This window comes from Nonomuraea sp. MTCD27 (genome assembly GCF_041950495.1).
Lineage (GTDB): Bacteria > Actinomycetota > Actinomycetes > Streptosporangiales > Streptosporangiaceae > Nonomuraea.
The window spans coordinates 1-25408 of record NZ_JBGNUW010000033.1 but is presented as its reverse complement, the minus strand read 5'-3'; the positions used below and the strand labels follow the sequence as shown (position 1 = coordinate 25408).

The following is a 25408-nucleotide window of genomic DNA, read 5'->3' as shown; positions in this document are numbered from 1 at the left end:
GCCAATGAACAAGAAATGGCTCTCCGCGGCGGCCAAGCTCGCCGCCGCGACCGTGCTCGCCGGCGTGCTCGCGGCCTGCTCCTCCGGCGGGGGAGGGGGCTCGAACACCGCGAGCGGCAGCGGCGCGAGCAACTGCACGAACACCATCCCCAAGAAGAACCTGCCGGTCGTGACGATGTGGGGCTGGTACCCCAACATGCAGTTCGTCGTCGACAACTTCAACAAGCAGAACGGCGAGGTGCAGGTCTGCTGGACCAACGTCGGCCAGGGCAGCGACGAGTACGACAAGTTCCAGACGGCCATCTCGGCGGGCACCGGCGCACCCGACGTGATCATGATCGAGATGGACCGGATCCCGACCTTCCAGATCCAGAAAGCGCTCGTCGACATCAAGAAGTACGGCTTCGACGCGGTCAAGGCCGACTACAGCGAGGGCGCGTGGAAGGACGTCTCGGTCGGTGACGCGGTCTACGGCGTGCCGGTCGACGGCGGTCCGATGGCGATGATCTACCGGAAGGACATCTTCAAGAAGTACGACATCACGCCGCCGAAGACGTGGGCCGAGTATGAGCAGGCGGCCCAGAAGATGAAGGACGCGGGCGGCCCGGTGTTCGGCGACTTCGCCGCGAACGTGTCGGCCCTCACCATGGCACTGCAGATCCAGAAGGGCGCGGCCCCGTTCACCTACGACCCGGCGCAGCAGAGCTCGATCGGCGTCAAGCTGAACGACCAGGCCTCCAAGGACGTGCTCGACTACTGGGGGCGCCTCGCGCAGAAGGGGCTGGTCGGGACGCAGGACCAGTTCACCCCGGAGTACATCTCCGGTGTGATCAACGGTAAGTACGCGACGTACATCTCGGCGGCCTGGGCGCCCGGCTATCTCACCGGTGCCGGCGTCGGCAAGGGCGAGGACACCGGCAAGTTCGCGGTGGCGCCGCTGCCGCAGTGGGATGCCGACAACCCGGTGCAGGTCAACTGGGGCGGGTCAGCCTTCTCCGTGACGAGCCAGGCGAAGAACCCCGAACTCGCGGCGAAGGTGGCGTACGGCCTCTACGCCGACAAGGAGTCGCTCACCCAAGGCTGGACCGACCAGATCATCTTCCCGCTGAACCTCAAGGCGCTCAACGACCCCGAATTCGTGAACCTGAAGGTCGCGTTCTTCGACGGCCAGCAGGCGAACAAGGAGGTCTACGTCCCCGCGGCGAACGCCTACAAGGGCGTCACCTACAGCCCGTTCGGCCAGTACTACTTCGACGCCATGACGAAGCAGGTCAGCGCGCTCATCGATGGCTCCGTCACCGGAGCGCAGGCCGCCGACCGGCTCCAGGAGGACGTGGCGAAGTACGCCAAAGAGCAAGGCTTCACCGTTCAGTGACGTCAAGGGTGGGCCGTCCTCGACCAGGGCGGCCCGCCTGCAATCCCCGGCATAGAGAGCTCGGAGTCCAGGTTGACCATCATGATCGAGAAGAGTGCACGACGCACCCAGGAGAAAACGCACAGGATCCGCGGCAAGGTGCGCCTTCGTGAGCATCTGATGGGGTGGCTCTTCGTCGGGCCATTCGGGATCGTCTTCCTGGCGTTGCTCATCGCGCCGCTCGCGTACGCGCTCTATCTCAGCCTCTTCCAGAAGAAGCTGATCGGCGGCACCAGCTTCGTCTTCCTCGACAACTACGTGAAGGCGTTCACCGACCCGAGCTTTCTCTCCGGATCGTGGTTCGTCATCCGCTTCTCGCTGGTCTCCATCCCGCTGCAGATCATCGTCGCCCTCGCGCTGGCCCTGATCCTGGATGCCGTGACCTCCATGTTCACCCGCTTCTCCCGCCTCATGATCTTTCTTCCCTACGCGATTCCCACGGTCATCGGGGCCGTCATGTGGGGGTTCCTGTACAGCAAGAGCTTCGGGCCGCTCTCCGACATCTTCGGCTGGCTCGGCACCACCCCGCCCGATTTCCTCAGCAGCAACCTGATCTTCTATGGCCTGGTCAACGTCGTCACCTGGCAGTGGGCCGGTTACTACATGATCATCCTGTACGCGGCGCTCCAGGGCATTGATCCGGCCCTTTACGAGGCCGCCCGCATGGACGGCGCCGGCAAATGGCAGATCGCGCTTCGGATCAAGATCCCGCTGATCGCCCCCGCTCTGCTCCTGATCCTGGTCTTCTCGCTCATCGGCACCCTGCAGTTCTTCAACGAACCGCAAATCCTGCGATCCCTCGCGGCCGGCACGATCGGACCGGACTTCACCCCCAACATGTACGCGTACCAGCAGGCATTCGCACTCGCGAACTTCAACTACGGATCGGCGATCTCCTTCGCGCTCGGCGGGATCGTCTTCGTCGGCGTCTACGCCTTCCTGTTCTTCACCCGCCAGCGGAGGAGCTTCCTGTGACAAGTGACCGCGCCAAACTCGGCGCCCGCCGCCGGCCGCAACGCCACCTCCCCCTGCAGGTGCTCGTCGGCTTCCTGGTCGTGTACTTCCTCGTGCCGTTCTGGTGGGTCATCGTCAACAGCTCCAAGGACGCCCCCGGCCTGTTCGGCGGTGGCAACACCCTGTGGTTCGCCGAGCGGATCGACTACTTCGGCAACCTCCAGCAACTGTTCACCTATGACAACGGGATCTACGGCAGGTGGATCCTCAACTCCACGCTGTACGCATTCGCGGGCGGCGTCGGCGCCACGGTCCTGGCCGTCATGGCCGGCTACGGATTCGCCAAATACCGATTCGCCGCCAGGCGCTTCAGCTTCTCGCTCGTGCTCGGCGCGTTGATGGTGCCGGCGACCGCCCTGGTGATCCCCACCTTCATGATGTTCTCCGAGTTCGGCCTGACCAACACGATCTGGGCGGTGATCCTCCCGTCGCTGCTCAACCCGTTCGGCGTCTACCTGATGCACGTGTACGCGCGGGACGCCGTGCCCGACGAGATCCTGGACGCGGCGCGGGCCGACGGCGCGGGTGAGATACGAACCTTCCTCCAGGTCGCATTCCCCCTGATGCGACCGGCGGTGGTCACGGTGCTGCTCCTGTCCGCCGTGGCGTCCTGGAACAACTACTTCCTGCCGCTCGCCATGCTCTCCGACAACCGCCTCTTCCCCGTCACCGTCGGACTCGGCCTCTGGCAGGGCATCGCCTCGGCGAACAACGCGGGCAGCACCTCCCTCTGGAGCCTCATCATCTTGGGCGCGCTCGTGTCGGTCATCCCCCTCGTCATCGCCTTCTTCACGCTGCAGCGGCACTGGCGGGGAGGGTTGTCCGTCGGTGGCCTGAGGTAGGCCGGCGCCGGTCCTCCAGGCCATCGACCTGTGCCGGTCACACGGTGACGACGACTTTTCCTCGGGCGTGCCCCTGCCGTACGTAACCGATGGCCGCAGGGGTTTCGTGCAGGGGGAAGGTCCGGTCCAGGACGGGCGTCACCGTGCCGGATTCGATGAGTTCGGTGAGAGCGAGCAGGTCGCGTGCGTTCTCCGAGCTGACGAGCGTGACCAGCTTCTGGCGGACGAGCCGCGACAGCAGGGGCGCCCGCAGCATGCGGGCGGCGCCGCCGATCCATCGTCCGTCCGCTTCGGCCCCGACGATGACGAGGGTGCCGCGCGGGGTGAGGGCGCGCCGCAGGTGTGTCAGCGACCGGTTCCCTCCCATGTCGAGGATGACGTCGTAGCGCCGGCCGGCGTCGCTGATGCCGTTGAGCGTGTAGTCGATGACGTGGTCGGCGCCGAGGGAGCGGACCAGGCCCGCTTTCGCCGTGCTGCACACGCCGGTGACGTCGGCTCCGAAGGCCTTGGCGATCTGCACGGCGAAGGTGCCGACGCCTCCGGAGGCGCCGATGATCAGCACGTTGTGGCCGGGCCGCACGTCCGCGCTGTCGCGGACGGCCTGGAGCGCGGACAGGGCCGAGACGGGGATGGCGGCCGCCTGCTCGGCGGTGAGGTTCTTCGGCCGGAGGGCGAGCTTGTCCTGTGGGGCGCGGGCGTATTCGGCGAAGGCTCCCTCGCCGATGCCGAACACCTCGTCGCCGGGCCGTAGCCCGGTGACGTCCTTGCCGACCGCCACGACGCGCCCGGCCAGGTCCAGGCCGCGGACGCGGGTCTTGGGGGCACGCACTCCGAAGCCCGCCAGGCGGATCACGTAGGGCAGGCCGGTGACGAGATGCCAGGTGCCCGGGTCCACGCCGGCGGCCTGCACCCGGACCAGGACCTCATCGTCCCCGATGGTGGGCCGGTCGACGTCGGCCAGGCGCAGGACGCGGTCGGCCGGGCCGTACGTGTCCTGCACGATCGCCTTCATGGTCGTCGTCTCGCCGGTCGGCGGGCGGGCGTACGTCGGTGTGACGGCGGTCTTGCGAGTGGTGGTCATGGTTGTCGTCCTTGTCGGGTGTAGTCACGAGCGGGATGGCCGGGTTCGGCCGGTGACGAGCCGAGTGCGAAGTCGGTGGAGCTGTGGCATGAGGCCGTAGATGACGAGCTTGGCGTGCTGGACGGTGTCCGCGATCCCACCGAGCACCGCGATCGGCTGGTCGCGGACCTCGTACCCATGGAGGTGGGGGAGCGCAGGAGATCCGCCATACTCGTCCACCTCCTGGCGCCCGGCGGCCCCGCCGCCGATGACCGCTACGTCGTATTCGTCCTTGACAGTCAGCGTGCGCGCCCGCGGATGCGGCAACAACATTCGTTGCCATTTACGGGAAATGCCCGTGGAATGAGCGGGTGGACGACTTATCGGCGATCACGGCGGCACTCGACCGGGTAGGGCCGCGCCTGAAGCGGATCCGCACCCAGCGAGGTGTCACCCTGACCGATCTGTCGGAGCGCACCGGCATCTCCAAGAGCACGCTGTCCCGGTTGGAGAACGGCCAGCGTCGTCCCAGCCTCGAGCTGCTCCTTCCACTCGCCCAGACCTACCGCATACCGCTGGACGACCTCGTCGGCGCCCCGGAGGTGGCCGACCCCCGGATCCGGCTCAAGCCGCGACAGCTGAACGGCCGCACCGTGATTCCGCTCGTTCGGCGGCCGAACGGCATCCAGGCATGGAAAATCATCATTCCCGCCGACCAGTCAACACCGAACCCGCGAGTTCACGACGGGTACGAATGGCTGTACGTCATGTCCGGTCGTATGCGCCTCATCATCGGCGACCAGGACTTCGTCCTCGGGACAGGCGAAGCAACCGAATTCGACACCCAACTGCCGCACTGGTTCGGCAGCACCGGTGAGGGCCCCGCGGAAGTCCTGAGCATCTTCGGCCGGCCAGGCGAACGCATGCACCTCCACACCACGCCGGACAAACAGTAAGTCACCGCGCGTTCGGATGGTCGTTGTGCTGCGAGGTGCGGCCGTGTTGGACGCTCATCGGTCCGACGTCGTAGCCGGCGTCGGTCCGATGAGCACGTCCGGGTCCCCGCCGCCCCACGTCCAGCGGTGCCGTTCACGACGTGCGGCTGATCTCCGGCGCGACGACGAACGAATACGGCCGGCACGCCCGCCGTACAACGCGCCGTGCCCGCGCCGGACCTCCGGCGAGTGCACCGGCCCCGGCTCGCACGACGACGTCATGGGTCCAACGCGTAGGACCGGTCGATCAGCTCCGTCATCGCCTGCTGGAAATCACGGCGTCGTTGCTCGCTCCAGCCCTCTGTCAGCTGGTCGAAGACCCGCTCCTGCCAGTCATGGGCTTGATCCAGCATGGTACGGCCGGACGCGGTGAGTGTCGCCCGGCGCTGGCGCCCGTCTCTGTCCGGTGCCTGCATGGTCAGGTACCCGGCCTCGGTTGCGCTCTTGACCAGTCGCGACGCGCCGCTCTGGTCGATGCCGATCTCCGTGGCCACGGCATTGACCGTTGCCGCGACCTCCCGTCGGGTCAGCGCGTGGACGGCCTCGACGACGAGCACGAGCCGGCCTCGTTCGGCCAGTTCGGGGTTGCCGACCTGTGGCCTTCGTGACCAGTACCGGACAAACGCGAAGAGGCCCTGTCCAGGCCCGGGAGTGGTCACTCGGTGGCCGCCATCTCGCGGCAGATGTAGGCCAGCTCCAGCGCCTGCCTCAGATTGGGCAGCCGGAGGGCGGCCGTCACCTTTCCATCGGCTACCCGGAACACCGTCGCCACTCGAGTTGGCGTCTTGCTCTCGGGCCAGGTGGCATCCTCCTCCACGATCATGAGGCGTTCACTGATCGGATGCCACGACTGCGGGCGCAACGTGATCCCAGAGCGTTCCACCCACTCCGCGAACTGCCCAGGTGTGATCGGTCCGGCGCCCTTGGGGCCCAGGACGACGATCGGGTTGCCGACCGCCCTTGCTGAACGCTCCAGGTCGCGTTCGTTCACGCTCTCATGCCACTCGTTGATGGCTGCTTCCAGTACCGAATGCATAGGAGAAGTATATGCGAAACGCATATACTTCTGAAGGCCGGCGGCGCGGGGTTGCGGGTGTATGAAGGCGAGCGCCTTCCTCTTGACGTTGATGCCGGCGTGGAGGACCTGGGAGCGGCAGGAGTGACAACCGCCGCGCTCATCCCTTCCCCGGGTGAATGCCCCCAATTCGCCGGGAGCGGGGACGCCGCCGCGGCGCCGGCCGCTCCCGGCCAACCTCACGCTCGCTCGATGAGGAAGGTGCCCGTGCCGTCGGCCATGCCCATGCCGATGAAGATGTGCTCGGTCTTGCCGTTGCTCTGCGGGCCCTGGCACATGCGCCACAACCCCGGGCGTTGCTGGTCACGCCCTCAAGCCGGATCTCCTCGCTGCTTGACGCGTCGTAGAAGGCCAGCAGCCGGTCCTGGGTCATGATCCGGTAGAGGTTGGAGTCGCGGACGAAGCCGGGCGGCACGGCGAGTGGGGCGATCACCGTGGCGGCTCGCTCGCCTTCGCCTGCCTGCCGGCCTCGGCCTGCCGCTCGGCCCGTTCACGGGCCGCGACGCCGTCGCAGCCCAGCTGGATCTGCGCCAGCCGCATCAGGCTGTTCGGCGGGACGGCGTCCTCGCAACGGATCGCGCCCTCCTCCATCACTGTGTACGTCGTGTACGTCCCGCCAGGACGCTCGACCCACTTCAGGGCGTACGCGCCGCCGCCCTGGTCCACCCGGTCGCAGTTGATGCTCGGTGGAGGCCGTGATCTTCTTGACCGTCCGGTTCACGAACGACTCCACCCTGCCGAGCGTGCCGATGTTGAAGCCGGCGAGGATCTGCGTGATCGTGCCCACCTCGACGGTGATCGTGGTCGAGGTCTCCAGCGTGAGCGTCTGGGAGCCGGTCGTGCCGGCGGTGACGAAGAAGGCCTTGAAGTGTGTGACGGTGGGCTCGATCCGTGCGCTCTTCACGATGGGGTAGCGGCGCCTGATCTGCCGATTCTCGGCGGTCGGCCAGGTCGGTGGGGGTTGGGCGGTCCGGTTTCGGCTCGCGCTGCGGACAACTGGATGAACGCGGCCCGCTCGCCGCGCAGGACCAGTGCCTTCCACGGATCGTCCGGCAGGGGAATGAGCGTGTACTCACCCCCCCGCCACTGAGCCACGCCTGGGCCCACCCCCACCGCCTCCCGAAGCTCCAGGTCCGAGAAATCGAATGCGCCCGAGCGCCCAGCAGCGTCGTGTCCGATGTTGGACAGGGGTCATACCTGGTGGATGTCCGCGGGGCGGCAGACGATGCGAAGCAGACGGCTGCAGGAGCAGCCGTCTGCTGCCGGTGAAACACGATGAGCAGCGATCGTGACGCGGCAGGCTGCCCTAGCGCTGTTCAAGGGATGTCTCATGACAGGAACACGCCCCGCCCTGCCCAACGCCACCACGCCGGAGTTCCAGGCCGAGGCGCTCGCCGAAGCCAACGCCTACCGGGCCAAGCACCACGCGCCACCGATGGTGATGGACCCGGAACTCAACGCCTACGCGTTGGAGCGGGCCTCCTCCCGCTCCGAACAGGAGATGCTCAAGGCCGGTCACACTGGCCTGCGCGCGCAGACGGGCGAGAACATCTTCTGGGGCGGCGACGCTGAAGCCCTTCCCGGATCGACCGCGGTCAAGAAGTGGTACGACGAGATCGCCGCCTACGACTTCGCCGCCGCCCGGTTCTCCTCCGGCGCCGGCCACTTCACGCAGTTGGTCTGGAAGGCCAGCACCAAGGTCGGCATCGCGCGGGTCGCGGGGCAGCCGGGTGAATACTTCGAGACGTACATCGTCTTCGTCTTCGAGGAGCGCGGAAACATGGAAGGCGCTTTCGCCGACAACGTCCTGCCCGCCTGAGTCGAAGCCCGCACCAGCGACGGCAAGGTCTCGATCCACGAGCTTACGAAGGCTCGCGGTCCGATAGCCAAACCTGCGAACGGGACGCGCACGGCGCTCGCGATGGATGCCATCCGCCGCGAGCGCCGTCCGCGTCGGCCCGTCGCCGTTCACGAGCCGTCAGCGCATCCTGGCCAATGCGGCTCTTCCATGGGCGGCACCAAGGCTGCGACACCCCGAGCGCCCGGCAGGAGGTGGCACGGTCGATGCCGTGCTCGGTCTTCTGGGAGCTGGTGAAGGCCGCCACGCCTACCGGCCCAACGCCTCTTCGACCCACAAGACCACAGAGCGCTTGAGCACTGTGGGACGCTCATCGGCGCGGTGCTGGTGGTCAGGCGGGCGGTTCGATCCCCAGGGCGTGCCGGAAGACGCCGCGCGGATCCCAGCGGGCCTTGGCCTGCTGGAGGCGGGGGTAGTTGTCCTTGTAGTACAGCGTGCGCCCCGGTACGCCGGAGGTGTTCCATTCCGGGTCGACCAGGTCGACGTCGGGATAGTTGATGTAGGAGCCGTCGTTCACCTCGTTGGGCACCGGGACGCCTCCGGTGCGGGCGTACACGTCGCGGTAGAAGGCGCGGACCCAGGAGAGGTTGGCCGCGTCGTCGGCCGCGTCGCTCCAGGTCGTGTAGTAGACCGCCTTCATGACCACGTCGCGCTGCGCGACCGCGGTGGCCTCCGGCGCCACCGCGCGCACCTGGCCGCCGTAGCCGATGAGCAGAATGCCGGAGCTCGCGTGCCCGGCGGAGTCGGTCAGGTTGCGGTGGACGGTGGCGAGCTGCTCATCGGTCAGCGAGCGGCGCAGGTACGCGGCCTTGTTCTTGTACCGGCGGGCGGTCGCGTCGCCGGCCTCGCCCGTGCCCGGCCAGGTCATCCTGTGCAGCCACGGCATGGTCCGCCGGGTGTTGACCAACGGTTCGACGCCGGTGCCGGCGGTCACCGCGGACACGAACTCGGTCACGAGGTCGTCCGCGCCGGGCAGGCCCGCGTCGATCTGCACGGCCAGCGAGAAGTACCCGGCGCCGCGGTGCGACAGGAGGAAGATCGCGTACAGGCCGGCGGACCGCGAGCCGGGTGCGCTGTTGTGCTCGTGCCAGGTGCCGAAGTTGCGTACCAGCCTGGTGAAGGCCTGCTCGGTCATGCCCTCCCAGGACCAGGCCAGCACGCACTCGAGCATCTGCGCCGGCGAGGCCGGCAGCAGATTGGCCGGGTCAGTGCCGGTGGTGCCGGGCGAGCGCAGCCAGTACTTGGTGACCACCCCGAAATTGCCGCCGCCACCGCCGGTGTGCGCCCACCACAGGTCGCGGTGCGGATCGTCCTGCTCGCGGGTGGCGACCACCGCGCGGGCGGTGCCGTCCCGGTCGACCACCACGACCTCCACGCCGTACAGGTGGTCCACCATCGAGCCGTACCGGCGCGACAGCGCCCCGTACCCGCCGCCCGCGAAGTGCCCGCCGGCGCCCACCGCCGGGCAGCTGCCCCCGGGGATGGTCACTCCCCAGCCTTTGAACAGCGTCCGGTACACCTGCCCGAGCGTGGCTCCCGGCTGCACCGCGAACGCCCTCCTGCCGGCGTCGTAGCCGACCGCGTCCATGGCGGACAGGTCGAGCAGCGTGCGCACCGCCGGGTCGGCGGTGAAGTTCTCGAAGCAGTGGCCGCCGCTGCGCACCGCGACCCGCCGCCCCGCGCGCGCCGCCTCCGTCACCGTACGCACCACCTGATCGGTCGAGCCGACCACGCGGATCTCGTCCGGCCGCCCCGCGAAGCGGAAGTTGTTGCCGCGCAGCAGGCTGTCGTACCGCGGGTCGCCCGGACGGATCCGCACCGGCCCGAACACCTCCGGCCCGGCGTCCGCGTCCGCGTCCGCCGTGCCGGTCACCCCTGTCCCCAGCGTGCCGCCCGCCACGGCGGCCCCCGCACCGGCGAGCAGCCGCCGACGACTCACCTGGTTGCTCCCTGACTGACCCATCCGCCGTCCTTCCTGCGCCGGTTCACTGCCTGACCGGTTGTCCTCACCGTCCCAGCACCGCGACCGGGTGCACATCAGCCGATCTCCTGGTACGGCGGCTGAATCGCGCCCCCACCGGACGGCTGACCCGGACCCACCGATCGGCTGACCGTCCGGCGATCACTGAGGCGGAAGGCAGCGCTTCGGAGTCGGTGAGAGCGAGCCGGTCGCTGAGGTGACCAAGGAACTCGAGGAGATGGCAAGCCCCCGGCGAACCGCTTTCTCATGCCCGCGAACTCCCGGTGCGGGAAGATCGGTCGTCACCTTGTACGGTCGGTGGTGGCGATTCTCTCGGTGATGCGCCGGCGTGGGACGGGCGCCGATGAGTTTCCGACACCACCGGAGTCAGTACCAGCGACACATCGACTACGAGTGGAGGACGACATGGCGCTGGATCTCTTCGCCGGCATCCCCGTCACCGACTACGCCGCCGCGTTGCCATGGTACGAGCGACTCCTCGGCAGGCAGCCCTCGTTCCTGCCGAACGACATCGAGGCGGTGTGGGAGGTGGCCGAGAGCCGGTACGTCTACATCGTGCAGGATCCGGAACGGGCAGGGAACGCCCTGGTGCTGTGGTTCGTCGAAGACCTGGACGACTGGGTCGCCGAGATCGCCCGGCGGGGCATCGAGCCTGACAAGCGCGAGACGTACGAAGGCGGCGTGACCAAGGTGACCTACCGGGATCCGGAAGGCAATGAGATCAGCTTCGGCGGTAGCGTCATGTGACGCCACTTCGAACGCCGACCGGTGCGCCTGCCGATCAGCGCATCCGTTCATGCCCTGGCCTGGCGCGCTGCCGCATGCCGTGAACCGGCGCTGACCGTCGCCGCTCCGTGATGGGACCAGCCGGGATCCATGTCGCGATATGGCGTTAGTCTTCTACTCGCGCCGCTGCCCGCGTCGCGCGTAGAGGTTCGACAGGAGCAGGACGGAAGCATGTCGGGAGAGATTTCGCCCACCGGGAAGCGCTCCGGCTCCAGTTCGCCGCCCGAGCTGAGAGCTTCTCATGCGGACCGGGACCGGGTGGTGGATGTGCTGCGCATCGCGGCGGGGGACGGCCTGCTGACCGCGGAGGAGTTGGACGAGCGCCTGGAAGCCGCCCTGTCGGCGCGGACCCTGAGCGAACTGACCGTGCTCACCGCTGACCTGCCGCCCGTACCGGCTACGGTCGGCGCGACCGGAGCAGAGGTCAAGGACATCGTTCGGATCGAACGAGTCCACAGCGGGGCGGTCGAGCGCGTGGGGCGCTGGGTGGTGCCGCGGAGGATGGAGCTGGCGGTGACGTTCTGCGAGGTGACGCTCGACTTCACCGACGCAGTGATCACGCATGACACCTTGCGGATCGACGTGGACATGACGGGCAAGACGCTGGCGCTGGTCACGAGGCCGGGCATCGTGGTCGATACCGATGGTCTGCAGATGGTTCACAGCAGGGTCACGTACCGGCAGAGTTCGACGGATCCTGATACACCGGTCATTCTGCGAGTGGAGCTGGTCGGTCAGAAGGTCCACGGCCGCGTGGTGGTGCGGCCCCCGCGTCGTACGTTCGGGCAGTGGCTGCTGCGCAGGCCCGCGTCCCGTTCCGCAGGCGACTGACTCCATCGTTGTGAACGGTCGGCGGGGCGGCCACTGAGGTCTCCCATGCCGGCCCGGCCCGGCGCACGCCGGCGCCGGGGTCGCGGCCGGGTCCGGCATCGGCGTGGCGGCGCGGCCTTCAAGCGGCACGCCGGGCCCATCTCCCTCTGATCTGCGGAAGGGTGCCTGACGACGGGCTCGCCGATGCCGTCGGATCGCTCGTCACCTTGGACGCGGTCGGGGTGAGTGCGTCCTCCGATTTCTTTCTGTGGTGGTGTCGAAGGGCGGCGAGCGCGTTCGTAGCCAAGATGAGAGGCCGGCAACGGGCCGGTCGCCACTCGAAGGAGCCACGATCATGAAGCTCACCACCGCCACGATGGTCACCGTCGACGGAGTGATGCAGGGACTCGGCGCGCCGGACGAGGACCGCAGGGGCGGATTCGAGCGCGGCGGATGGGTCGCGCCGCTGTTCGACGACGAGGCCATGACGTCTCTCAACGAGGTCTACCAGCGCGCCGACGCGTTCCTGTTCGGCCGGCGGACCTACGAGATCTTCGCCGGCTCCTGGGGCGTCAGGCCCGACCCGAGCGCCGACCCCATCGCGGAGGCGTTGAACACGCGGCCCAAGTACGTGGCATCGACCACGCTCACCGACCCGCGGTGGGCGAACACGACCGTCCTCTCCGGTGACGTCGCGGCGGCCGTCGGTGAGCTGAAAGCCGAGCAGGAAGGGGAGCTGCAGGTGCACGGCAGCGGCGCCCTGATCCGGTGGCTGCTGGAGAACCGGCTCGTCGACGAGATCACCCTGTTCGTCTGCCCCGTGGTCGTCGGCCAGGGCATGCGGCTGTTCCCCGACACCGGTCCGGACACCGCGCTCGACCTGGTCGACTCCCGGACCACCCCGCGCGGTGTGATGATCCAGGTCTACCGGCCCACCGGCCGCCCGGAGTACGCGACGGCCACGGCGACCTGAAGGACACCTTGCTTCCCATGACCTCGACAGAGCGATCATCTGCCGAACTTGGCAAAGACATATGTAACCCTTCCGCCGCTTCTCACCAAGCAGGGGTGTGAATCGACGAACGGTGCTCCGCAAACAGGCATCGATTGCCACGGATCCGGTGGCCTTCGAGGCCTTCTACCGGCGGCATGTTGATGCAGTCACCCGATTCCTCAGCCGTCGCGTCGACGACCCGCACGACGTCGCCGACCTGGTGGCCGAGGTGTTCGTGGCGGTGCTCGACTCAGGCCGCACGTACCGGGCCGAGCTGGGCACCGAGATCGCGTGGCTCTACGGGATCGCCCGCAAGACGATCTCCGCCGAGCGACGCCGGGCCTTCAAGCGGCACCGGTTGACCGATCGGGTGAGCGGGCGGCGCCCGCTGGACACCGACGACGTCGCCAGGCTTGAGGAGCGCATCGACGCGGAGCGGCACGCCAGGCAGGCCCTCGAGGCCATGGCCGGGTTGCCGGACGGTGAGCGCGCCGTGCTGGAGCTGGTCGTCCTCGACCGGCTCACGGTCGCGGAAGCCGCGCTCGCCCTCGGCATCCGGCCGGGGGCCGCCAAGGTACGTCTGCATCGCGCTCGCCGGGCATTGCGGAGCCTGCCCTTCGTCATGGATGGAGCATCAGGATGAGATACGAGGAGCACCTGCTGATGGACCTCAAGGCCGAGATCACCTTCCGGGCTGAACGGCGCCGCCGCATCGCCCGCAGGCTGTACGCCGGGGGTGCGGTAGCCGCGCTGGCCGCCGCGGCGGCGTTCGCGGCCCCGTGGCTGACGGGGACGGAGTCACCCGCGTACGCCGTGAGCAAGAACGCCGACGGCACGGTCGGGGTCGAGATCCACGAGTTCACGGATGCCGACCGGCTGGAGGAGGACCTGCGGGAAGCAGGCGTCAGAGCGGACATCACGTACCTCGAGACCGGCAAGCAGTGCCAGAAGAACAGAGGAAGGAGCGTCCTGCCTGCGGACGGGCTCGTCACCATGCGGGAGGGCGGGCTGGACATCAACCCTCGGCTCATCGGTAAGGACAGGACGTTGGTGTTGGAGTTCGCCGGCGAACAGGACGATGAGAAGGAGCCCCCCGTAACCGGAAAGGTGTCCTGGAAGCTCGCCACACTGCTGGTCTCCGGCGCCGTCGGCCCGTGCGTCGTCATCGACGACCCACAGTGGGACGACGACGGCGGCGACACGTCAGGACGGCCGCCCGCGGGGAGCTGAGCGCTTCCGAATTGTCGCGTGTCGTGATTCAGCGCATGCTTCGCGTTGGTGGTCCGTACCCTCGCCGTTCGCAACTCCAGCTCGGGGAGTGAAGGTTCAGCGATCGGCATGATCTTGGTGGGAAAATGCGGTAGCCCTACAGCGACCACGATCACCCGGAGGATGCTCGGCAATGCCGCACAACGGTTCGTCCCTGTCCGAAGTGACCCAGAATCTCGGAACAGCGGCCGCGGAGCTGGCCGAGGACGCGCTCAACCATGCGGTGTCGAGCGCGCAGGGTTCGGCCGGAGGGTTCCCGCCGTTCACCATCGTTCTTCAGCGGGACGGGGCACGGGAACTCACCCGTTTCATCGCCGCTCCCGATCTTACGGTGGCTCGATCCTCGCTGGCGGCCGTCGATCCGGCCGCCGTATGCGTCACGCTGGCCTGGGACGGCTATCTGACGAGTGACGGCCGGCGGACGGAGGCGGCGTTCATCGAGGCGTACGAGCTGGGGAGGCCCGCGGGGGTCGGGCGCTGACCGCCTTGATCGCATGGCCGGCCCCACGGAATGCGGGCCGGAGACAGCCCGCTAACGGCTGTCCGCAGTGACGCGGACGGGCAGCGAGGTCAGGCCGTGCATGAGCATGCCGGGACGCCATTCGAGCCGGTCCGCGGGCACCGCGAGCTCGATCGCGGGGAACCGCCGCAGCAGGTGGCTGAAGGCGACCTCGCCTTCCACGCGGGCCAGCGGCGCGCCCAGGCAGTAGTGGATGCCGTGGCCGAAGGCCAGATGCGGGCTCGGCGCCCTGCCGATGTCGAGCCGGTCCGGCTGCTCGTACTGGGCGGAGTCGCGGTTGGCGGACAGCAGGGAGACCAGGATCAGCTCACCGGCGGGGATGTCCGTGCCGCCGATGGTCACGGGCCCGGTGGTGAAGCGGAGGGTGGAGGTGCTCAGCGGCCCGTCATAGCGCAGGAACTCCTCGACCGCGCCGGGGATCAGCGTGGGGTCGGCGCGCAGCAGGGCGAGCTGGTCGGGATGGGTGAGCAGCGCACGCATCCCGTTGCCGATCAGGTGGACCGTGGTCTCGTGGCCGGCCACGAGCAGCAGCCAGGCGGTGTCGACGAGCTCGGTCTGGCTCATCCTGCCGCCTTCGTCGTGCACCCGCACCATGGCGCTGATGAGGTCGTCGGCCGCCGGGTCCGCCCGCTTGGCCGCGCACAGGTCGCCCAGGTACGCCAGCGTCTCCTCGGCGGCCGCGACCACCTCGCGCGGATCGCGGGCGGAGCCTTCGATCGTGGTGCTGGACAGGCGGATCATCTTCGGCCAGTCGGCCTCCGGCACGCCGAGCAGCTCGCCGACCACCATGGCGGGCAGTGCCACGGCGTAGTCCTTGAGCAAATCGAACTCGGGCTCCAGCAGGTCGAGCAGCCCGGAGCTGATCTCCTCGATCCGCGGGCGCAGGGCCCGGATCCGCCCCGCGGTGAAGGCCTTGACGACGATGCGGCGCAGTCGTTCGTGATCAGGAGGGTCGGAGAACAGCATGTTGTCGGGGGTGACCGCGGCGGCCCCGCTGCTGTCGCCGCCCGCCAGCTCGTTCGCCTTGATCACCTCCGGGTTGGCGGTGAAGTCCTTGCTGATGCGCGGGTCGGTCATCGCGGCCTTGACGTCCTCGTAGCGAGTGACCAGCCACACCTTGACCCCCTGGGGCGTGGCCGTCAGCGTGACCGGAGCCTCGCGGCGCAGCCTGGCGTAGGCCGCGTGCGGGTCTCGCAGGTAGTCCTGATCGAACACGGTGTTGATCACAGCGCCTCCTCGGTCGGGCTCCCCGTACGAGTCAACCGGGTGATCGCCGATCTGTCACCAGCCCGAGCCGGCGTCGGACCGGGGCCTGGAAGGCGTGCATGGTTCCGTGCCCGACGCCACGGGTGAGATGACCGAGGGTGAGCAGCAGCAGCACCACCGCCGTCTGCGGCGCGAGCGCTGGGCTCATGCCGTCAACCTGCTAGGAGGCGGCAGGGTGATGGTCGGTGAGGCGGTCGAGGGCGGCGGCGGTGGTCTCGTCGGAGGCGAGGTAGACGACCAGCCGCTGCTCGTCGGGGTCGGGCAGCTCCAGGCTCTCGTACGCCAGCCGCAGCTCTCCCACCTCCGGGTGCGCCCACCGCTCGACGCCGGAGCGCGTGGGCAGTGCGGCCGAACCCTCGAACCGGTCGCGGAAGCGGGCGGCGGCGATGATCGTCAGCTCCTCGGCCAGCAGCGCCGCGTGCGGGTCGCCGAGCGCGGCCGCGGCCCGCAGCGCGGCGGCCCGCTCGCCGGCGACCGCGTCCCAGTCCGGGTGGGCATCGTGCGCCCGCGGGTCGGTGAACACGTACCGGATGAGGTTCGGCGGGTCGGCCTCCAGCAGCCCGGTCGGGCCGGCGAGCCGCGCGAACCCGGCCGTCCACGCGAGCAGGTCGCCGGGCGGGTTGGCGACCAGCGCCGGGGCGGGCTCGAGCCGGTCCAGCAGCGCCTGCACGGTCGTACGCACCGTCCGGACCCGCGTCGCGGCGGCACCGTCGCACACGCCGCCGCCGGCGGTCTTCGCCAGGCGGTACAGGTGGATCCGCTCGTCTCGGGACAGACCCAATGTCTCCGAGAGCGCGGCGAGCACCTGGGTGGACGGGCTGCGGTCGCGCCCCTGCTCCAGCCGGGTGAGGTAATCCACGCTGACGCCGGCGAGCGTGGCCAGCTCGGCCCGGCGCAGTCCGGGCGTGCGGCGCCGGTTCCCGTTCGGGAGCCCGACCGCGGCCGGCGGGACCGCCTCGCGGTGCGCGCGCAGGAACGCGCCCAGCTCTGTCTCCGTCATCAACCGCGATTGTATTCACGGCGAGCCTGGCCCTGCCAGGGCTAGGAGAACGGCAGCCTGGCCCGGACACGCCCAGTGCCGGGATGCTCGCAGCATGAGCGCATTCCTGAAGCGGGGCCGCTGCGTGGGCTCCTCGGGCGGCCGTCGGCCCGGACGGTGCACCGTACGTCGCCCCGGTCGGAAGGTGCTTCGCGGCCCCGATCATGAGGCGCTCGTCATCGGTGGCCACGCCGGCACCAACCTGGCGGCGAGCAAGAGTTCATGCCCCGACCGAGACAGAACCCAAGGAGGAGGCCCATGATCCAGATCGCGATCATTCTGGGCAGCACCCGCCCCGGGCGCCGCGTGGAGGACGTGGCCCGGTGGGTCGCCGAGGCCGCCGGCCGGCACCCTGCCGTCAAGGCGGGGGAGGCCGGCCTCGAACTCGTCGACATAGCCGACTACGGGCTGCCGTTGCTGGACGAGCCCGCGCCCGCGGTCATCGGCGCCTACCAGAAGGCGCACACCAAGCGGTGGGCGGCCACGATCGGCAGGTTCGACGGGTTCGTGTTCGTCACCCCGGAGTACAACAGCGCCGTCCCCGCCGCGCTGAAGAACGCCATCGACTACCTGTACGCGGAATGGAACGACAAGGCAGCCGGGATCGTCAGCTACGGGGTCTACGGCGGGACCCGCGCCGCCGAACAACTACGGCAGACCATGGGCGAGATCAAAGTCGCCGACGTACACGCCCAGGTCGCGATCAACCCGTACTTCGACTTCGACTTCACCGACTCCCGGGCCGGCGTCTGCGCCCCCGGCGAACGCCAGGAAACCGCCCTGATCTCCATGCTGGACGAAGTCCTCGCATGGTCCCGTGCCCTCCGAGTGCTGCGGGCACCCACCGCGAGCGCCGGTCCCCGGCCCGAGCCGGCGTGATCCGCCCGCTACCCCACAGAGGAAGGGACCCAGGATGAAAGTAGAGGTGTACGGCGACATCGCGTGCCCGTGGTGCCGCCTCGGCACGCACCAGTTCCACCGCGCGGTGGCCGCGGCCGGTGCTGAGCCGGACGTCGAGCTCGTCCATCGTCCGTACCAGCTCCTTCCCGACGCGTCCGAGGAGCCCCGGCCACTGATGGACACGGTGGTCGAGATGTTCGGTCCGGACCAGGCCGAGGCGATGGTCACGGAGATGGCACGGGTCGGTGCCGGCGAAGGGATCGAGTACCGGTTCGACCGTGCGATGGCGGTCAACACCTTGACCGCGCACCGGCTGCTGTGGCTCGCCCTGCGCGAGCGCGGCGCCGCGGTGCAGGCCGCGCTGGCGACCGCCCTCTTCGACGCGTACTTCCGCGACGGCGTGAACGTCGCCGACCACGCGCGGCTCACCGAGCTGGCCGAGCGGGCCGGCCTGGACGGCGACCGGGTGCGGGACTTTCTCACCACCGAGGAGGGGGTCGCCGAGGTACGTGAGCAGGTGGCCGCGGCACGGCGGGACGGCGTCACCACCGTGCCGAGGTTCGTCTTCGAGGACGGCGCGCTGATCGTCGGTGTGACCAGCACCGAGGCGCTCGGCGACGCGCTCCGGCAGGCTCGCGGCCGGTGACGCGCACACCGTCCCGGACGCCACCGGTGCCACGTCGCGCCGTCCCCCGGCGGCCAGGCCTGCGTGCCCGCAGAGGCCGGCAAACCAGGACGGTTCAGGCTAGAAGGCCTCGAGTGGGGTCCATCTCTGCTGTGGCTGGCCGTTGCACGTCCAGAGCTGAATGCGGCCGCCGTTGCGGATCTCCTGTGCCTTCGCGTCCAGGCACAGGCTGCGGTTCTGCCCGTTCTGCCGGCTCAGCGAGGGGCCCTCGTACCACCGCTGCCACGACGAGTAGTTGCAGGTCCACAGCTGGACGGTGCCGCCGTTGCGGATCTGCTGGCCGTGCGCCTCCAGGCAGAAGTTGAGGTTCCGGCCGTTCCGCATCACGCCGTTGGCCTCGACGTACCAGATCTGCTGGGGCTGGCCGTTGCAGGTCCACAGCTGGATCTTGCCGCCGTTGCGCATCTGGTCGGCGGCCGCGTCGAGGCACATGAACTGCCCCGCGCTCACCTGGAACGTGACGGGGCCGAGGGCTTGGCCCGCCATCACGGGCGCGGTGCTGACCTGCAGCGCGCCCACCACGGACAGGACAGTCAGCGCCGCGAGTGTGGCGATCCGCCGGCTCGCTCGTCTGACCATGGTTCCCCCGATACGGTCGGTGCTTCTGGTACGAGATCGCATGTCGTGACCTTTCCGTAGGTCGGTTCGGAGAGGGACGGTCAGCCCGGAAGCCGGGCCGGCGCCGCGTCAGGCCGATGCGTCGCTCGCTCGACGTTGGCGAGCGGTCCTGCCTGCACGACCTGTTATAGGGGGGCAGGGGTTGTCCGACACCCCTTCGCAGCATGGCCTGACAACTCTGAACAACTGAACAACGATGCGCCTGGGGCGGAAACGGTGTGCCGGTGCCCAGTAGGTGGCCGACCGGGGCCGCAGGCGAATGTGACGGCGGTTCAGCTTTGACGGTGGTTCAGCGTGGAAGCACCCAGCCCGGCGTCCACGTCCCGGCGGCGTCGTGGCCGGCCGCGGCGGTGGCGAGGTGGGCGCGGAGGGTGGCCAGCGCTGGGTGGGGGTTGTCGCGGCGCCACAGCAGGGAGTGCGGGTAGACGGGCGTCGGGTCGGTCACCGGGATGCGGCGCAGGCCGTGGCCGGTGGGCCAGACCAGGCGGGTCTCCCTGCCCATGAAAGTGGCCAGGGCCGGGGTGTCGGCGATGGTGTCGAGGAGCGCGTCGGAGCCGAAGTTGGGGCCCGTCGCCTCGATGGTGAGGCCGAACTCGGCGACGAGATCGTCGTAGTAGGCGGCCCACTCGGTGCCGGGGACGATGCCGGGCATCCAGATCCGGTGCCCGGCGAGCTGAGCGACGGTCACCGACCGGGCTCCGGCCAGCGCGTGGGCGGGCCCGGTGAGGAGCTGGAGCGCCTCGTCGAGCACCCGGACGGACTCGACGTCCTCGGGCAGGGCCCGGCCGGGCACGCCGACGGCGCGGAAGGACACGTCGATCGCACCGGACCGGATGGCGGCGACGGCCGTCTCGACATCGAACAGCATCACCACGTCGAGCTCGATCTCGGGGTGCGCGCGGTGGAAGGCGCGCATCAGGCCGGAGGCCGCGCTGCGCGAGGCGATCACGTCGACGCGCAGCGGACGGCTGCCGGGGAGCACGGACGCGACCGCGCGCTCGGCGACGCGCAGCAGCTCGCGCGCGTGGGGCAGGAACGCCTGCCCGTCGATGGTGAGCCGGGCCCCGCGCGCCGTGCGGGTGAACAGCCGCACGGCGAGGTCCTTCTCCAGCCCGGCGATGCGCTTGGAGACGGCCTGCTGGGTGATCGACAGATCCGCGGCGGCGTCCTGGAACTGGCCGGTGTCCACGACGGCGACGAACGTACGCACAGCATCGAGATCCACACCGACCGACCTTAGGGCACAACTCTGAGTTGTGCACCGTCGGCCGGTCGGTTGTTTGACCGGCCTGTCGGCTGCGCGCTTTGATCTCCCAAGTCAACGGCTGGTTGTTTCGTGGAGATGGCGGGGTGCGCTTTGGGAAGGTCGCTGGGGCGGCGGTTCAGGTGGCTCTGGGCCGCGTACGCGGTCAGCACGTTCGGCACATGGCTCGCGTTCGACGCGTTCGCCCTGATCGCGATTCTCGCGCTGGACGCGGGGCCCACCGAGGTGTCGGTTCTGGCCGCCGCGGGGCTCGCGGTCGGGGCGGTGGTCGCGGTGCCGCTCGGGCCGTGGGTGGAGTTCCGGCGCAAACGGCCGGTGATGATCGCGATGGACCTGATCCGGTTCGCGGCGCTGATGAGCGTTCCCGCCGCCCACGTGCTCGGCTGGTTGAGCTTCGCCCACCTCCTGGTCGTGGCGGTCGTTGTCGGCGCGGCCGACATCGCCTTCACCGCTGCGGGCGGAGCATGTCTGAAGGCGCTCGTACGGCCGGAGGACCTGCTCGTCGCGAACGGCCGGTTCGAGGCCACGACCTGGACCGCCACCGCGCTCGGGCCGCCGCTCGGCACCGCCGCGATCGGGCTGGTGGGCCCGGTGACGAGCGTGGCGGCCAACGCGGTCAGCTTCCTCCTCTCGGCCGTGGGGATCCGCGCCATCGGCGGCCGGGAGCCACGTCCGGCGCGAACCGCCACACCGTCCCGTTTCGTAGCCGGAGACCTGCTGGAGGGATGGCGGTACATCCTCGCCAGCCCGGCGCTGCGCCCGCTGTTCTTCAACACTGTCCTGGTCAGCGGCCTGATCATGGCAGCCTCGCCGTTGCTCGCCGTCCTCATGCTCGGCGACCTCGGGTTCGCGCCCTGGCAGTACGGCCTCGCCTTCGGCGTCCCCTGCATCGGCGGCCTGATCGGCTCGCGGCTGGCCCGCCCGCTCCTCGCCCGGTTCGGGCGGCACAAGGTCATGCTCACCGCCGGGACGCTGCGCGCGTGCTGGTCACTCGGTCTGGCCTTTGTCCATCCTGGCCCCACCGGGCTCTTCCTCGTCATCGCCGTCGAACTCGGGCTGATCACCTGCATGGGCGTGTTCAACCCGGTTCTCGCTACCTACCGGCTCGAACAGCTCCCGCCGGACCGGGTCGCCCGCACGCTGGCTGCCTGGTCGATCACCAGTAAGGCGACCATCGCGGCCATGACCGGCGTGTGGGGCCTGCTGGCCGGGCTCACCGGTCCCCGCACCGCGATCGCGATCGCCGGTGTCCTCCTCCTGGCGACCTCGCTCCTCCTCCCTCGACACGACCGTACGTCCCGACCCGAGAACGCCGACCAGGCGCCGCCGGAAAGGCAACCACTCGCATGAGCACCGCCCCCGCGCTCGATCCCGCGCACACCGCCCTGCTCGTCATGGACTTTCAGCCCGCGATCCTCGCGCTGCTCCCCGAAGGCGACAGGGATGCCCTGCTGGGACGCATGGAAAAGGTCATCTCCGACGTTCGGGCCCGAGGCGGCACCGTCGCCTATGTCCGGGTCGGCTTCACCGAGGCCGACTGGGCCCCGATCCCGGCCACCAACAGGTCGTTCGCACCGATCGCCCAGCACCGTCTCATGCACCACGCGGACCCTGACACCGCTGTCCACGAACGTCTCGCTCCCCAGGACGGCGACATCCTCGTACGTAAGACCCGTTACGGCGGCCTGTCCACCACCGACCCGACCGCGACCACCGGCTCCACGTCCTGGCCGACGGCGTCGCCGACCCTGACCCCGAAACGCACGACATCCTGCTCCACCAGGTCCTTCCCACACGCGCCCACATCCTCGACACCGCCGGGTTGCACACCCTCCTGCGGGCTGACTGACGCCGGCCGGCGGCTCCCGAGGACGTCACCGGCCCCGACGCGTTGCCCCAGGGATTGCGCGGACGAGAGGGAACACCCCTCACCGTCGAGGACGGCATGGCGGCCTCCAGGCGGAACGTTCAGGCCTGGGACGGCGGCGCGGCGAGCTCGGCCAGGTGGTGCAGCGAGTTGATGAGATGCTCGGGGCCGAACGGCGGGAACTGGATGTACTCCCGTCTGAACTGCGGCACCGCCGACCAGTCGTAGGTGAGCGTGACCCCGGTCTCGGACGGACCGAGCGGTGCGAGGTCGTACCGCCAGATCCAGCCGCCGAACTCCAGCCCGCCGTCGTCCTTCTCGTACCCTGTCAGCCAGCCGATGGCGCGCGGCGGGTCGAGCACCTGGACCTTGTTGACCACCTGGTAGCCACGCTCTGGATGGTTGTCGTGATACATGTCCATCCGGAAGATCTGCCCCACCTCGGTGAGCGGCGCCTGGTTGACGGCTTCCTGAACCCAGCCGGTGCCATCGATCGCCGCATGGGTCGTCGGGTCCGCCAGCACCGCGAACACCCTTGTGACGGGCACGGCGACGGTCAGGGTGGCGCTCACGCTCTCCTGGTCCACGGTGTGCACGCTCCTTGTCATCTCGTCTCCGGCCTCGCCCACCTGCGGGCGGATCCCCTCGCCGTTCGGAGGTTCCGCCTGGTGGCCGGGCATCGCGGTGATCGGGTCGTTCGTGATGGTGGTGAGCTTCATGATCTCGATTCCTTTCTCGTCGTCCGGTTCGACCGGACCGCCGCACTCGCACGAGAGGGAGCAGGCTTCCCGGGGCCTGGTCAGGTGTCCGGGGTCAGGCGTGCCCGTCGTGTCCGCAGGAAGGTTCGTTCGGTGTCGTTGGTGGCCAGGGTGATGGCCTCGTCGTAGGCGGCGATGGCATCGGCGGTGCGGCCGAGGCGGGCCAGCAGGTCCGCGCGGGTGGCGGGCAGCAGGTGGTAGCCCGGCAGGTCCAGCTCGTCGATCGCGGCCAGCGCTGGCACCGGTCCATGCACCTCGGCGACGGCGACCGCGCGGTTGAGCGCGATGATCGGGGTCGGGGTGTGCCGCAGCAGCTGGTCGTACAGCGCCAGCACCTGTGTCCAGTCGGTCGCCGGCCCGTCGGTGTGCACGGCGTTGATCGCGGCCTGCAGCTGGTACGGCCCCGGCTGATTGCGGCGCAGGCACCGGCGTACCAGCTCGTGTCCTTCGGCGATCAGCTCCCGGTTCCACAGCGACCGGTCCTGCTCGGCGAGCACCACCAGCTCACCCGAAGGCCCCACCCGAGCGGGCCGGCGGGCTTCGGTGAGCAGGAGCAGCGCCAGCAGCCCGATCACCTCCGGCTCATCGGGCATCAGCTCGGCCAGCGCCCTGGCCAGGCGGACCGCCTCCAGGCACAGGTCCGTCCGCAGCAGCTCCCCGGAGGTGGAGCTGTAGCCCTCGTTGAAGACCAGGTAGAGCACGGTGAGGACCGAGGACAGCCGATCGGGGAGTTCGGCCGCGTCGGGCACCCGGTAGGGGATGCCGGCGTCACGGATCTTCTTCTTCGCCCGGACGATCCGCTGGAAGACGGTCGCCTCCGGCACCAGGTAGGCCCGCGCGATCTCGGCCACCTCCAGCCCGCCGAGCAGGCGCAGGGTGAGCGCGGTCCGCGCGAGCGGCGACAGCGCCGGATGGCAGCAGGTGAAGATCATGCGTAGCTGGTCGTCGCGCACCGGTCCCACCTCCTGCGGTTCGTCGGGTTGGTGCAGCAGCAGCGCCTGCGCGTGGCGGGCCTCGCGGGTGGACTCCCGGCGCAGCCGGTCGATCGCCCGGTTGCGGGCTGTGGTCACGATCCACCCTCCCGGATTGGGCGGCAGCGCCTCGTGCCACTTCCGCACGGCCACCGCGAACGCGTCCTGCACGGCCTCCTCGGCGAGCCCGATGTCACCCAGCAGGCGCGTCAGCGTGGCCACGCACCGGCCGTACTCGGCCCGGTAGACGCCGTCAAGATCCACCGGGGTCAGCCCCACTGCGCGTCCTCGAACGGGCGCACCTCGATCGGGGCCCCGCAGGCCAGCGCGCACTTCTCGGCCCAGGACAGCGCCTGGTCCAGGTCCTCGCACAGGATCACCCAGAACCCGCCGAGCTGCTCCTTCGTCTCGGCGAACGGGCCGTCGGTCATCGTGGTCGTGCCGTTGCCGGGGCGCACGACCGTACTGGCGTGCGAGGGCAGCAGGCCGCCGACGAACACCCACGTACCGGCGGCCTGCATGTCGGCGGTGACCTGGGCCGTCCGGGCCTGTTGCTGCTGCATCTCCTCCTCGGACGGCGCCGGCGCGCTTTCGTCGAACTGGACGGCGAGCAGGTACTTCTTCACGGCGTACTCCTTCTCATGGCGAACTCTTCGAAAGGATCAGACGGACAGGCGGCGGGCGATCGCCGTGCCCGGACGACGAGCCGAGCGGGCAAGCACCAGACCCACCACGGAGAAGATCATGATCAGCCACCCCCCGCGGCGGTGAGCCCACCGTTGATCAGCGGCTTCGCGGGAGCGGCGGTGACGACGGACATCGCGTACCTCCGGTGAGTGGCGACCGGCCCGTTGCCGGCCTCTCACCTTGGCTACGAACGCGCTCGACGCCATTCGACACCACCACAGAAAGAAATCGGAAGACGCCCTCTTCCCGACCGCGTTCGAGGCGGCAAGGCCCCCTCGTCACGACCGATCCGACGGCATCACCCGCTCGAGCGTTTCTTGACCTGCCAGAAGGAGTAAGTACGCCATCCTGGCCCGCCACCACCGGCACCTTCGGCATCCTGGGCCACGGCGACGACTCCGAGATCTTCAAGGGCTCGCGCAACCGGGTGCACCACAACATCTCGGTGGGACTGGGACCCGGACGGTACCGCTCCTGCGCACCGTCTTCCGCAACAACTCGATTCACCTGCCGAACGAAGAAGCCGAGGGCGTGGTCTGCGACGCCAGCCGCACGAACGAGCACCTGACGATGACACGGAATGCCGTCCACGCCAGGAAGAAGAGCGTCTAGGGCGTGTATTTGGTTGTGATCAATCTGCGGGATCCGCCCTCGTTTCGGGGTCCGATCCGGTAGATCGTTTTGCGTGACGCGAGTGCAATTGACGGATGTGGAGTGGGAGTTCATCGAGCCCTA

29 protein-coding genes and 1 pseudogene are annotated in these 25408 nt (G+C 69.3%); 16 read left to right on the top strand and 14 right to left on the bottom strand.

Annotation, left to right across the window (positions count from 1 at the left end; all coding sequences use genetic code 11):
* Positions 1-4 precede the first annotated feature (4 nt).
* The 3 genes from ACBJ59_RS55900 to ACBJ59_RS55890 all read left to right on the top strand — a co-directional run bounded on the left by ACBJ59_RS55900 (position 5) and on the right by ACBJ59_RS55890 (position 3270).
* Complete coding sequence (locus tag ACBJ59_RS55900) at positions 5-1375, top strand: ABC transporter substrate-binding protein (RefSeq protein ID WP_375118134.1); 1371 nt, start codon at positions 5-7, stop codon at positions 1373-1375.
* A gap of 81 nt (positions 1376-1456) precedes the next feature.
* Positions 1457-2389 carry a carbohydrate ABC transporter permease gene (locus tag ACBJ59_RS55895; RefSeq protein WP_375118133.1) on the top strand — a complete coding sequence of 311 codons (933 nt, stop codon included), beginning with the start codon at positions 1457-1459 and terminating at the stop codon, positions 2387-2389.
* Positions 2386-3270: a carbohydrate ABC transporter permease gene (locus ACBJ59_RS55890; RefSeq protein WP_375118132.1), complete on the top strand. Its 885-nt coding sequence runs from the start codon at positions 2386-2388 to the stop codon at positions 3268-3270. The genes ACBJ59_RS55895 and ACBJ59_RS55890 overlap by 4 nt, the downstream gene beginning before the upstream one ends.
* Positions 3271-3307: 37 nt before the next feature.
* Here ACBJ59_RS55890 and ACBJ59_RS55885 read toward each other — a convergent pair whose 3' ends face one another.
* Together ACBJ59_RS55885 and ACBJ59_RS55880 are read right to left on the bottom strand one after the other, a co-directional pair.
* A complete protein-coding gene (locus ACBJ59_RS55885; RefSeq protein WP_375118131.1) occupies positions 3308-4351 on the bottom strand; it encodes an NAD(P)-dependent alcohol dehydrogenase in 1044 nt (347 codons plus the stop codon).
* Between the two features lie 24 nt (positions 4352-4375).
* Entirely contained in the window at positions 4376-4663 is a 288-nt protein-coding gene (locus ACBJ59_RS55880) for a hypothetical protein (RefSeq protein ID WP_375118130.1), read from the bottom strand.
* 38 nt (positions 4664-4701) lie between these two features.
* Between ACBJ59_RS55880 and ACBJ59_RS55875 the strand changes: the two genes are divergently transcribed.
* Positions 4702-5286 (top strand): helix-turn-helix domain-containing protein, encoded by a 585-nt coding sequence (locus ACBJ59_RS55875; RefSeq protein WP_375118129.1) that lies wholly within the window; start codon positions 4702-4704, stop codon positions 5284-5286.
* Between the two features lie 257 nt (positions 5287-5543).
* Here ACBJ59_RS55875 and ACBJ59_RS55870 read toward each other — a convergent pair whose 3' ends face one another.
* The 3 genes from ACBJ59_RS55870 to ACBJ59_RS55860 form a co-directional block, all read right to left on the bottom strand.
* Positions 5544-5882 (bottom strand): MarR family winged helix-turn-helix transcriptional regulator, encoded by a 339-nt coding sequence (locus ACBJ59_RS55870; RefSeq protein WP_375118128.1) that lies wholly within the window; start codon positions 5880-5882, stop codon positions 5544-5546.
* A 98-nt stretch (positions 5883-5980) separates the two neighbouring features.
* The gene (locus ACBJ59_RS55865) at positions 5981-6361 is read right to left on the bottom strand and encodes a hypothetical protein (RefSeq protein WP_375118127.1); all 381 of its coding nucleotides are present in this window, start codon (positions 6359-6361) and stop codon (positions 5981-5983) included.
* 468 nt (positions 6362-6829) lie between these two features.
* Positions 6830-7066, bottom strand: coding sequence for a hypothetical protein (locus ACBJ59_RS55860; protein ID WP_375118126.1), 237 nt, complete (start codon positions 7064-7066; stop codon positions 6830-6832).
* A gap of 29 nt (positions 7067-7095) precedes the next feature.
* On the opposite strand from ACBJ59_RS55860, the gene ACBJ59_RS55855 reads away from it, so the two are divergent.
* Together ACBJ59_RS55855 and ACBJ59_RS55850 are read left to right on the top strand one after the other, a co-directional pair.
* A complete protein-coding gene (locus tag ACBJ59_RS55855) occupies positions 7096-7314 on the top strand; it encodes a hypothetical protein (protein WP_375118125.1) in 219 nt (72 codons plus the stop codon).
* 416 nt (positions 7315-7730) lie between these two features.
* On the top strand, positions 7731-8219 hold the full coding sequence (locus ACBJ59_RS55850; protein WP_375118124.1) for a CAP family protein: 489 nt from the start codon (positions 7731-7733) through the stop codon (positions 8217-8219).
* A gap of 370 nt (positions 8220-8589) precedes the next feature.
* On the opposite strand, the gene ACBJ59_RS55845 is transcribed toward ACBJ59_RS55850, so the two are convergent.
* On the bottom strand, positions 8590-10197 hold the full coding sequence (locus ACBJ59_RS55845) for an FAD-binding oxidoreductase (RefSeq protein ID WP_375118123.1): 1608 nt from the start codon (positions 10195-10197) through the stop codon (positions 8590-8592).
* Positions 10198-10644: 447 nt separating this feature from the next.
* On the opposite strand from ACBJ59_RS55845, the gene ACBJ59_RS55840 reads away from it, so the two are divergent.
* The 6 genes from ACBJ59_RS55840 to ACBJ59_RS55815 all read left to right on the top strand — a co-directional run bounded on the left by ACBJ59_RS55840 (position 10645) and on the right by ACBJ59_RS55815 (position 14579).
* Positions 10645-10986: a VOC family protein gene (locus ACBJ59_RS55840; RefSeq protein ID WP_375118122.1), complete on the top strand. Its 342-nt coding sequence runs from the start codon at positions 10645-10647 to the stop codon at positions 10984-10986.
* 129 nt (positions 10987-11115) lie between these two features.
* Positions 11116-11856 carry a DUF1707 domain-containing protein gene (locus ACBJ59_RS55835; protein ID WP_375118121.1) on the top strand — a complete coding sequence of 247 codons (741 nt, stop codon included), beginning with the start codon at positions 11116-11118 and terminating at the stop codon, positions 11854-11856.
* Between the two features lie 334 nt (positions 11857-12190).
* Positions 12191-12808 (top strand): dihydrofolate reductase family protein, encoded by a 618-nt coding sequence (locus tag ACBJ59_RS55830; RefSeq protein ID WP_375118120.1) that lies wholly within the window; start codon positions 12191-12193, stop codon positions 12806-12808.
* 148 nt (positions 12809-12956) lie between these two features.
* Positions 12957-13472: an RNA polymerase sigma factor gene (locus ACBJ59_RS55825; RefSeq protein ID WP_375118119.1), complete on the top strand. Its 516-nt coding sequence runs from the start codon at positions 12957-12959 to the stop codon at positions 13470-13472.
* On the top strand, positions 13469-14059 hold the full coding sequence (locus ACBJ59_RS55820) for a hypothetical protein (protein WP_375118118.1): 591 nt from the start codon (positions 13469-13471) through the stop codon (positions 14057-14059). Before ACBJ59_RS55825 ends, ACBJ59_RS55820 begins: the two co-directional genes overlap by 4 nt.
* 172 nt (positions 14060-14231) lie before the next feature.
* Complete coding sequence (locus ACBJ59_RS55815) at positions 14232-14579, top strand: hypothetical protein (protein WP_375118117.1); 348 nt, start codon at positions 14232-14234, stop codon at positions 14577-14579.
* A gap of 51 nt (positions 14580-14630) precedes the next feature.
* On the opposite strand, the gene ACBJ59_RS55810 is transcribed toward ACBJ59_RS55815, so the two are convergent.
* From ACBJ59_RS55810 to ACBJ59_RS55800, 3 genes are read right to left on the bottom strand one after another with little or no spacing between them, the layout of a single operon-like run.
* The gene (locus tag ACBJ59_RS55810; protein ID WP_375118116.1) at positions 14631-15845 is read right to left on the bottom strand and encodes a cytochrome P450; all 1215 of its coding nucleotides are present in this window, start codon (positions 15843-15845) and stop codon (positions 14631-14633) included.
* Positions 15846-15876: 31 nt separating this feature from the next.
* A complete protein-coding gene (locus ACBJ59_RS55805; protein WP_375118115.1) occupies positions 15877-16032 on the bottom strand; it encodes a hypothetical protein in 156 nt (51 codons plus the stop codon).
* A 12-nt stretch (positions 16033-16044) separates the two neighbouring features.
* Positions 16045-16884, bottom strand: coding sequence for a helix-turn-helix transcriptional regulator (locus ACBJ59_RS55800; RefSeq protein ID WP_375118114.1), 840 nt, complete (start codon positions 16882-16884; stop codon positions 16045-16047).
* A 297-nt stretch (positions 16885-17181) separates the two neighbouring features.
* On the opposite strand from ACBJ59_RS55800, the gene ACBJ59_RS55795 reads away from it, so the two are divergent.
* Together ACBJ59_RS55795 and ACBJ59_RS55790 are read left to right on the top strand one after the other, a co-directional pair.
* Positions 17182-17802 carry an NADPH-dependent FMN reductase gene (locus tag ACBJ59_RS55795; protein ID WP_375118113.1) on the top strand — a complete coding sequence of 207 codons (621 nt, stop codon included), beginning with the start codon at positions 17182-17184 and terminating at the stop codon, positions 17800-17802.
* Between the two features lie 34 nt (positions 17803-17836).
* Positions 17837-18469 (top strand): DsbA family protein, encoded by a 633-nt coding sequence (locus ACBJ59_RS55790; RefSeq protein ID WP_375118112.1) that lies wholly within the window; start codon positions 17837-17839, stop codon positions 18467-18469.
* A 99-nt stretch (positions 18470-18568) separates the two neighbouring features.
* On the opposite strand, the gene ACBJ59_RS55785 is transcribed toward ACBJ59_RS55790, so the two are convergent.
* Entirely contained in the window at positions 18569-19087 is a 519-nt protein-coding gene (locus ACBJ59_RS55785) for an RICIN domain-containing protein (RefSeq protein WP_375118111.1), read from the bottom strand.
* Between the two features lie 328 nt (positions 19088-19415).
* On the bottom strand, positions 19416-20351 hold the full coding sequence (locus ACBJ59_RS55780; protein ID WP_375118110.1) for a LysR family transcriptional regulator: 936 nt from the start codon (positions 20349-20351) through the stop codon (positions 19416-19418).
* A gap of 132 nt (positions 20352-20483) precedes the next feature.
* Between ACBJ59_RS55780 and ACBJ59_RS55775 the strand changes: the two genes are divergently transcribed.
* On the top strand, positions 20484-21740 hold the full coding sequence (locus ACBJ59_RS55775; protein ID WP_375118109.1) for an MFS transporter: 1257 nt from the start codon (positions 20484-20486) through the stop codon (positions 21738-21740).
* Positions 21737-22030 (top strand): annotated as a pseudogene (locus tag ACBJ59_RS55770) (cysteine hydrolase); the annotation flags it as partial. The gene ACBJ59_RS55775 and the pseudogene ACBJ59_RS55770, both read left to right, overlap by 4 nt.
* Positions 22031-22358: 328 nt before the next feature.
* Here ACBJ59_RS55770 and ACBJ59_RS55765 read toward each other — a convergent pair.
* From ACBJ59_RS55765 to ACBJ59_RS55755, 3 genes are all read right to left on the bottom strand, one after another.
* Complete coding sequence (locus tag ACBJ59_RS55765) at positions 22359-22976, bottom strand: hypothetical protein (protein ID WP_375118108.1); 618 nt, start codon at positions 22974-22976, stop codon at positions 22359-22361.
* An 80-nt stretch (positions 22977-23056) separates the two neighbouring features.
* Positions 23057-24265 (bottom strand): RNA polymerase sigma factor, encoded by a 1209-nt coding sequence (locus ACBJ59_RS55760; protein ID WP_375118107.1) that lies wholly within the window; start codon positions 24263-24265, stop codon positions 23057-23059.
* Positions 24256-24612: a YciI family protein gene (locus ACBJ59_RS55755; protein ID WP_375118106.1), complete on the bottom strand. Its 357-nt coding sequence runs from the start codon at positions 24610-24612 to the stop codon at positions 24256-24258. The genes ACBJ59_RS55760 and ACBJ59_RS55755 overlap by 10 nt, the downstream gene beginning before the upstream one ends.
* Positions 24613-25408 lie beyond the last annotated feature (796 nt).

What these genes read in the sequence shown, in the direction of transcription:
- ACBJ59_RS55900 (WP_375118134.1), top strand. Translation starts at nt 5, where the DNA reads ATGAACAAGAAATGGCTCTCCGCGGCGGCCAAGCTCGCCGCCGCGACC.
- ACBJ59_RS55895 (WP_375118133.1), top strand. Translation starts at nt 1,457, where the DNA reads ATGATCGAGAAGAGTGCACGACGCACCCAGGAGAAAACGCACAGGATC.
- ACBJ59_RS55885 (WP_375118131.1), bottom strand. Translation starts at nt 4,351, where the DNA reads ATGACCACCACTCGCAAGACCGCCGTCACACCGACGTACGCCCGCCCG.
- ACBJ59_RS55880 (WP_375118130.1), bottom strand. Translation starts at nt 4,663, where the DNA reads ATGTTGTTGCCGCATCCGCGGGCGCGCACGCTGACTGTCAAGGACGAA.
- ACBJ59_RS55865 (WP_375118127.1), bottom strand. Translation starts at nt 6,361, where the DNA reads ATGCATTCGGTACTGGAAGCAGCCATCAACGAGTGGCATGAGAGCGTG.
- ACBJ59_RS55850 (WP_375118124.1), top strand. Translation starts at nt 7,731, where the DNA reads ATGACAGGAACACGCCCCGCCCTGCCCAACGCCACCACGCCGGAGTTC.
- ACBJ59_RS55840 (WP_375118122.1), top strand. Translation starts at nt 10,645, where the DNA reads ATGGCGCTGGATCTCTTCGCCGGCATCCCCGTCACCGACTACGCCGCC.
- ACBJ59_RS55835 (WP_375118121.1), top strand. Translation starts at nt 11,116, where the DNA reads ATGTCGCGATATGGCGTTAGTCTTCTACTCGCGCCGCTGCCCGCGTCG.
- ACBJ59_RS55830 (WP_375118120.1), top strand. Translation starts at nt 12,191, where the DNA reads ATGAAGCTCACCACCGCCACGATGGTCACCGTCGACGGAGTGATGCAG.
- ACBJ59_RS55820 (WP_375118118.1), top strand. Translation starts at nt 13,469, where the DNA reads ATGAGATACGAGGAGCACCTGCTGATGGACCTCAAGGCCGAGATCACC.
- ACBJ59_RS55815 (WP_375118117.1), top strand. Translation starts at nt 14,232, where the DNA reads ATGCCGCACAACGGTTCGTCCCTGTCCGAAGTGACCCAGAATCTCGGA.
- ACBJ59_RS55805 (WP_375118115.1), bottom strand. Translation starts at nt 16,032, where the DNA reads ATGAGCCCAGCGCTCGCGCCGCAGACGGCGGTGGTGCTGCTGCTGCTC.
- ACBJ59_RS55800 (WP_375118114.1), bottom strand. Translation starts at nt 16,884, where the DNA reads ATGACGGAGACAGAGCTGGGCGCGTTCCTGCGCGCGCACCGCGAGGCG.
- ACBJ59_RS55795 (WP_375118113.1), top strand. Translation starts at nt 17,182, where the DNA reads ATGATCCAGATCGCGATCATTCTGGGCAGCACCCGCCCCGGGCGCCGC.
- ACBJ59_RS55790 (WP_375118112.1), top strand. Translation starts at nt 17,837, where the DNA reads ATGAAAGTAGAGGTGTACGGCGACATCGCGTGCCCGTGGTGCCGCCTC.
- ACBJ59_RS55785 (WP_375118111.1), bottom strand. Translation starts at nt 19,087, where the DNA reads ATGGTCAGACGAGCGAGCCGGCGGATCGCCACACTCGCGGCGCTGACT.
- ACBJ59_RS55765 (WP_375118108.1), bottom strand. Translation starts at nt 22,976, where the DNA reads ATGAAGCTCACCACCATCACGAACGACCCGATCACCGCGATGCCCGGC.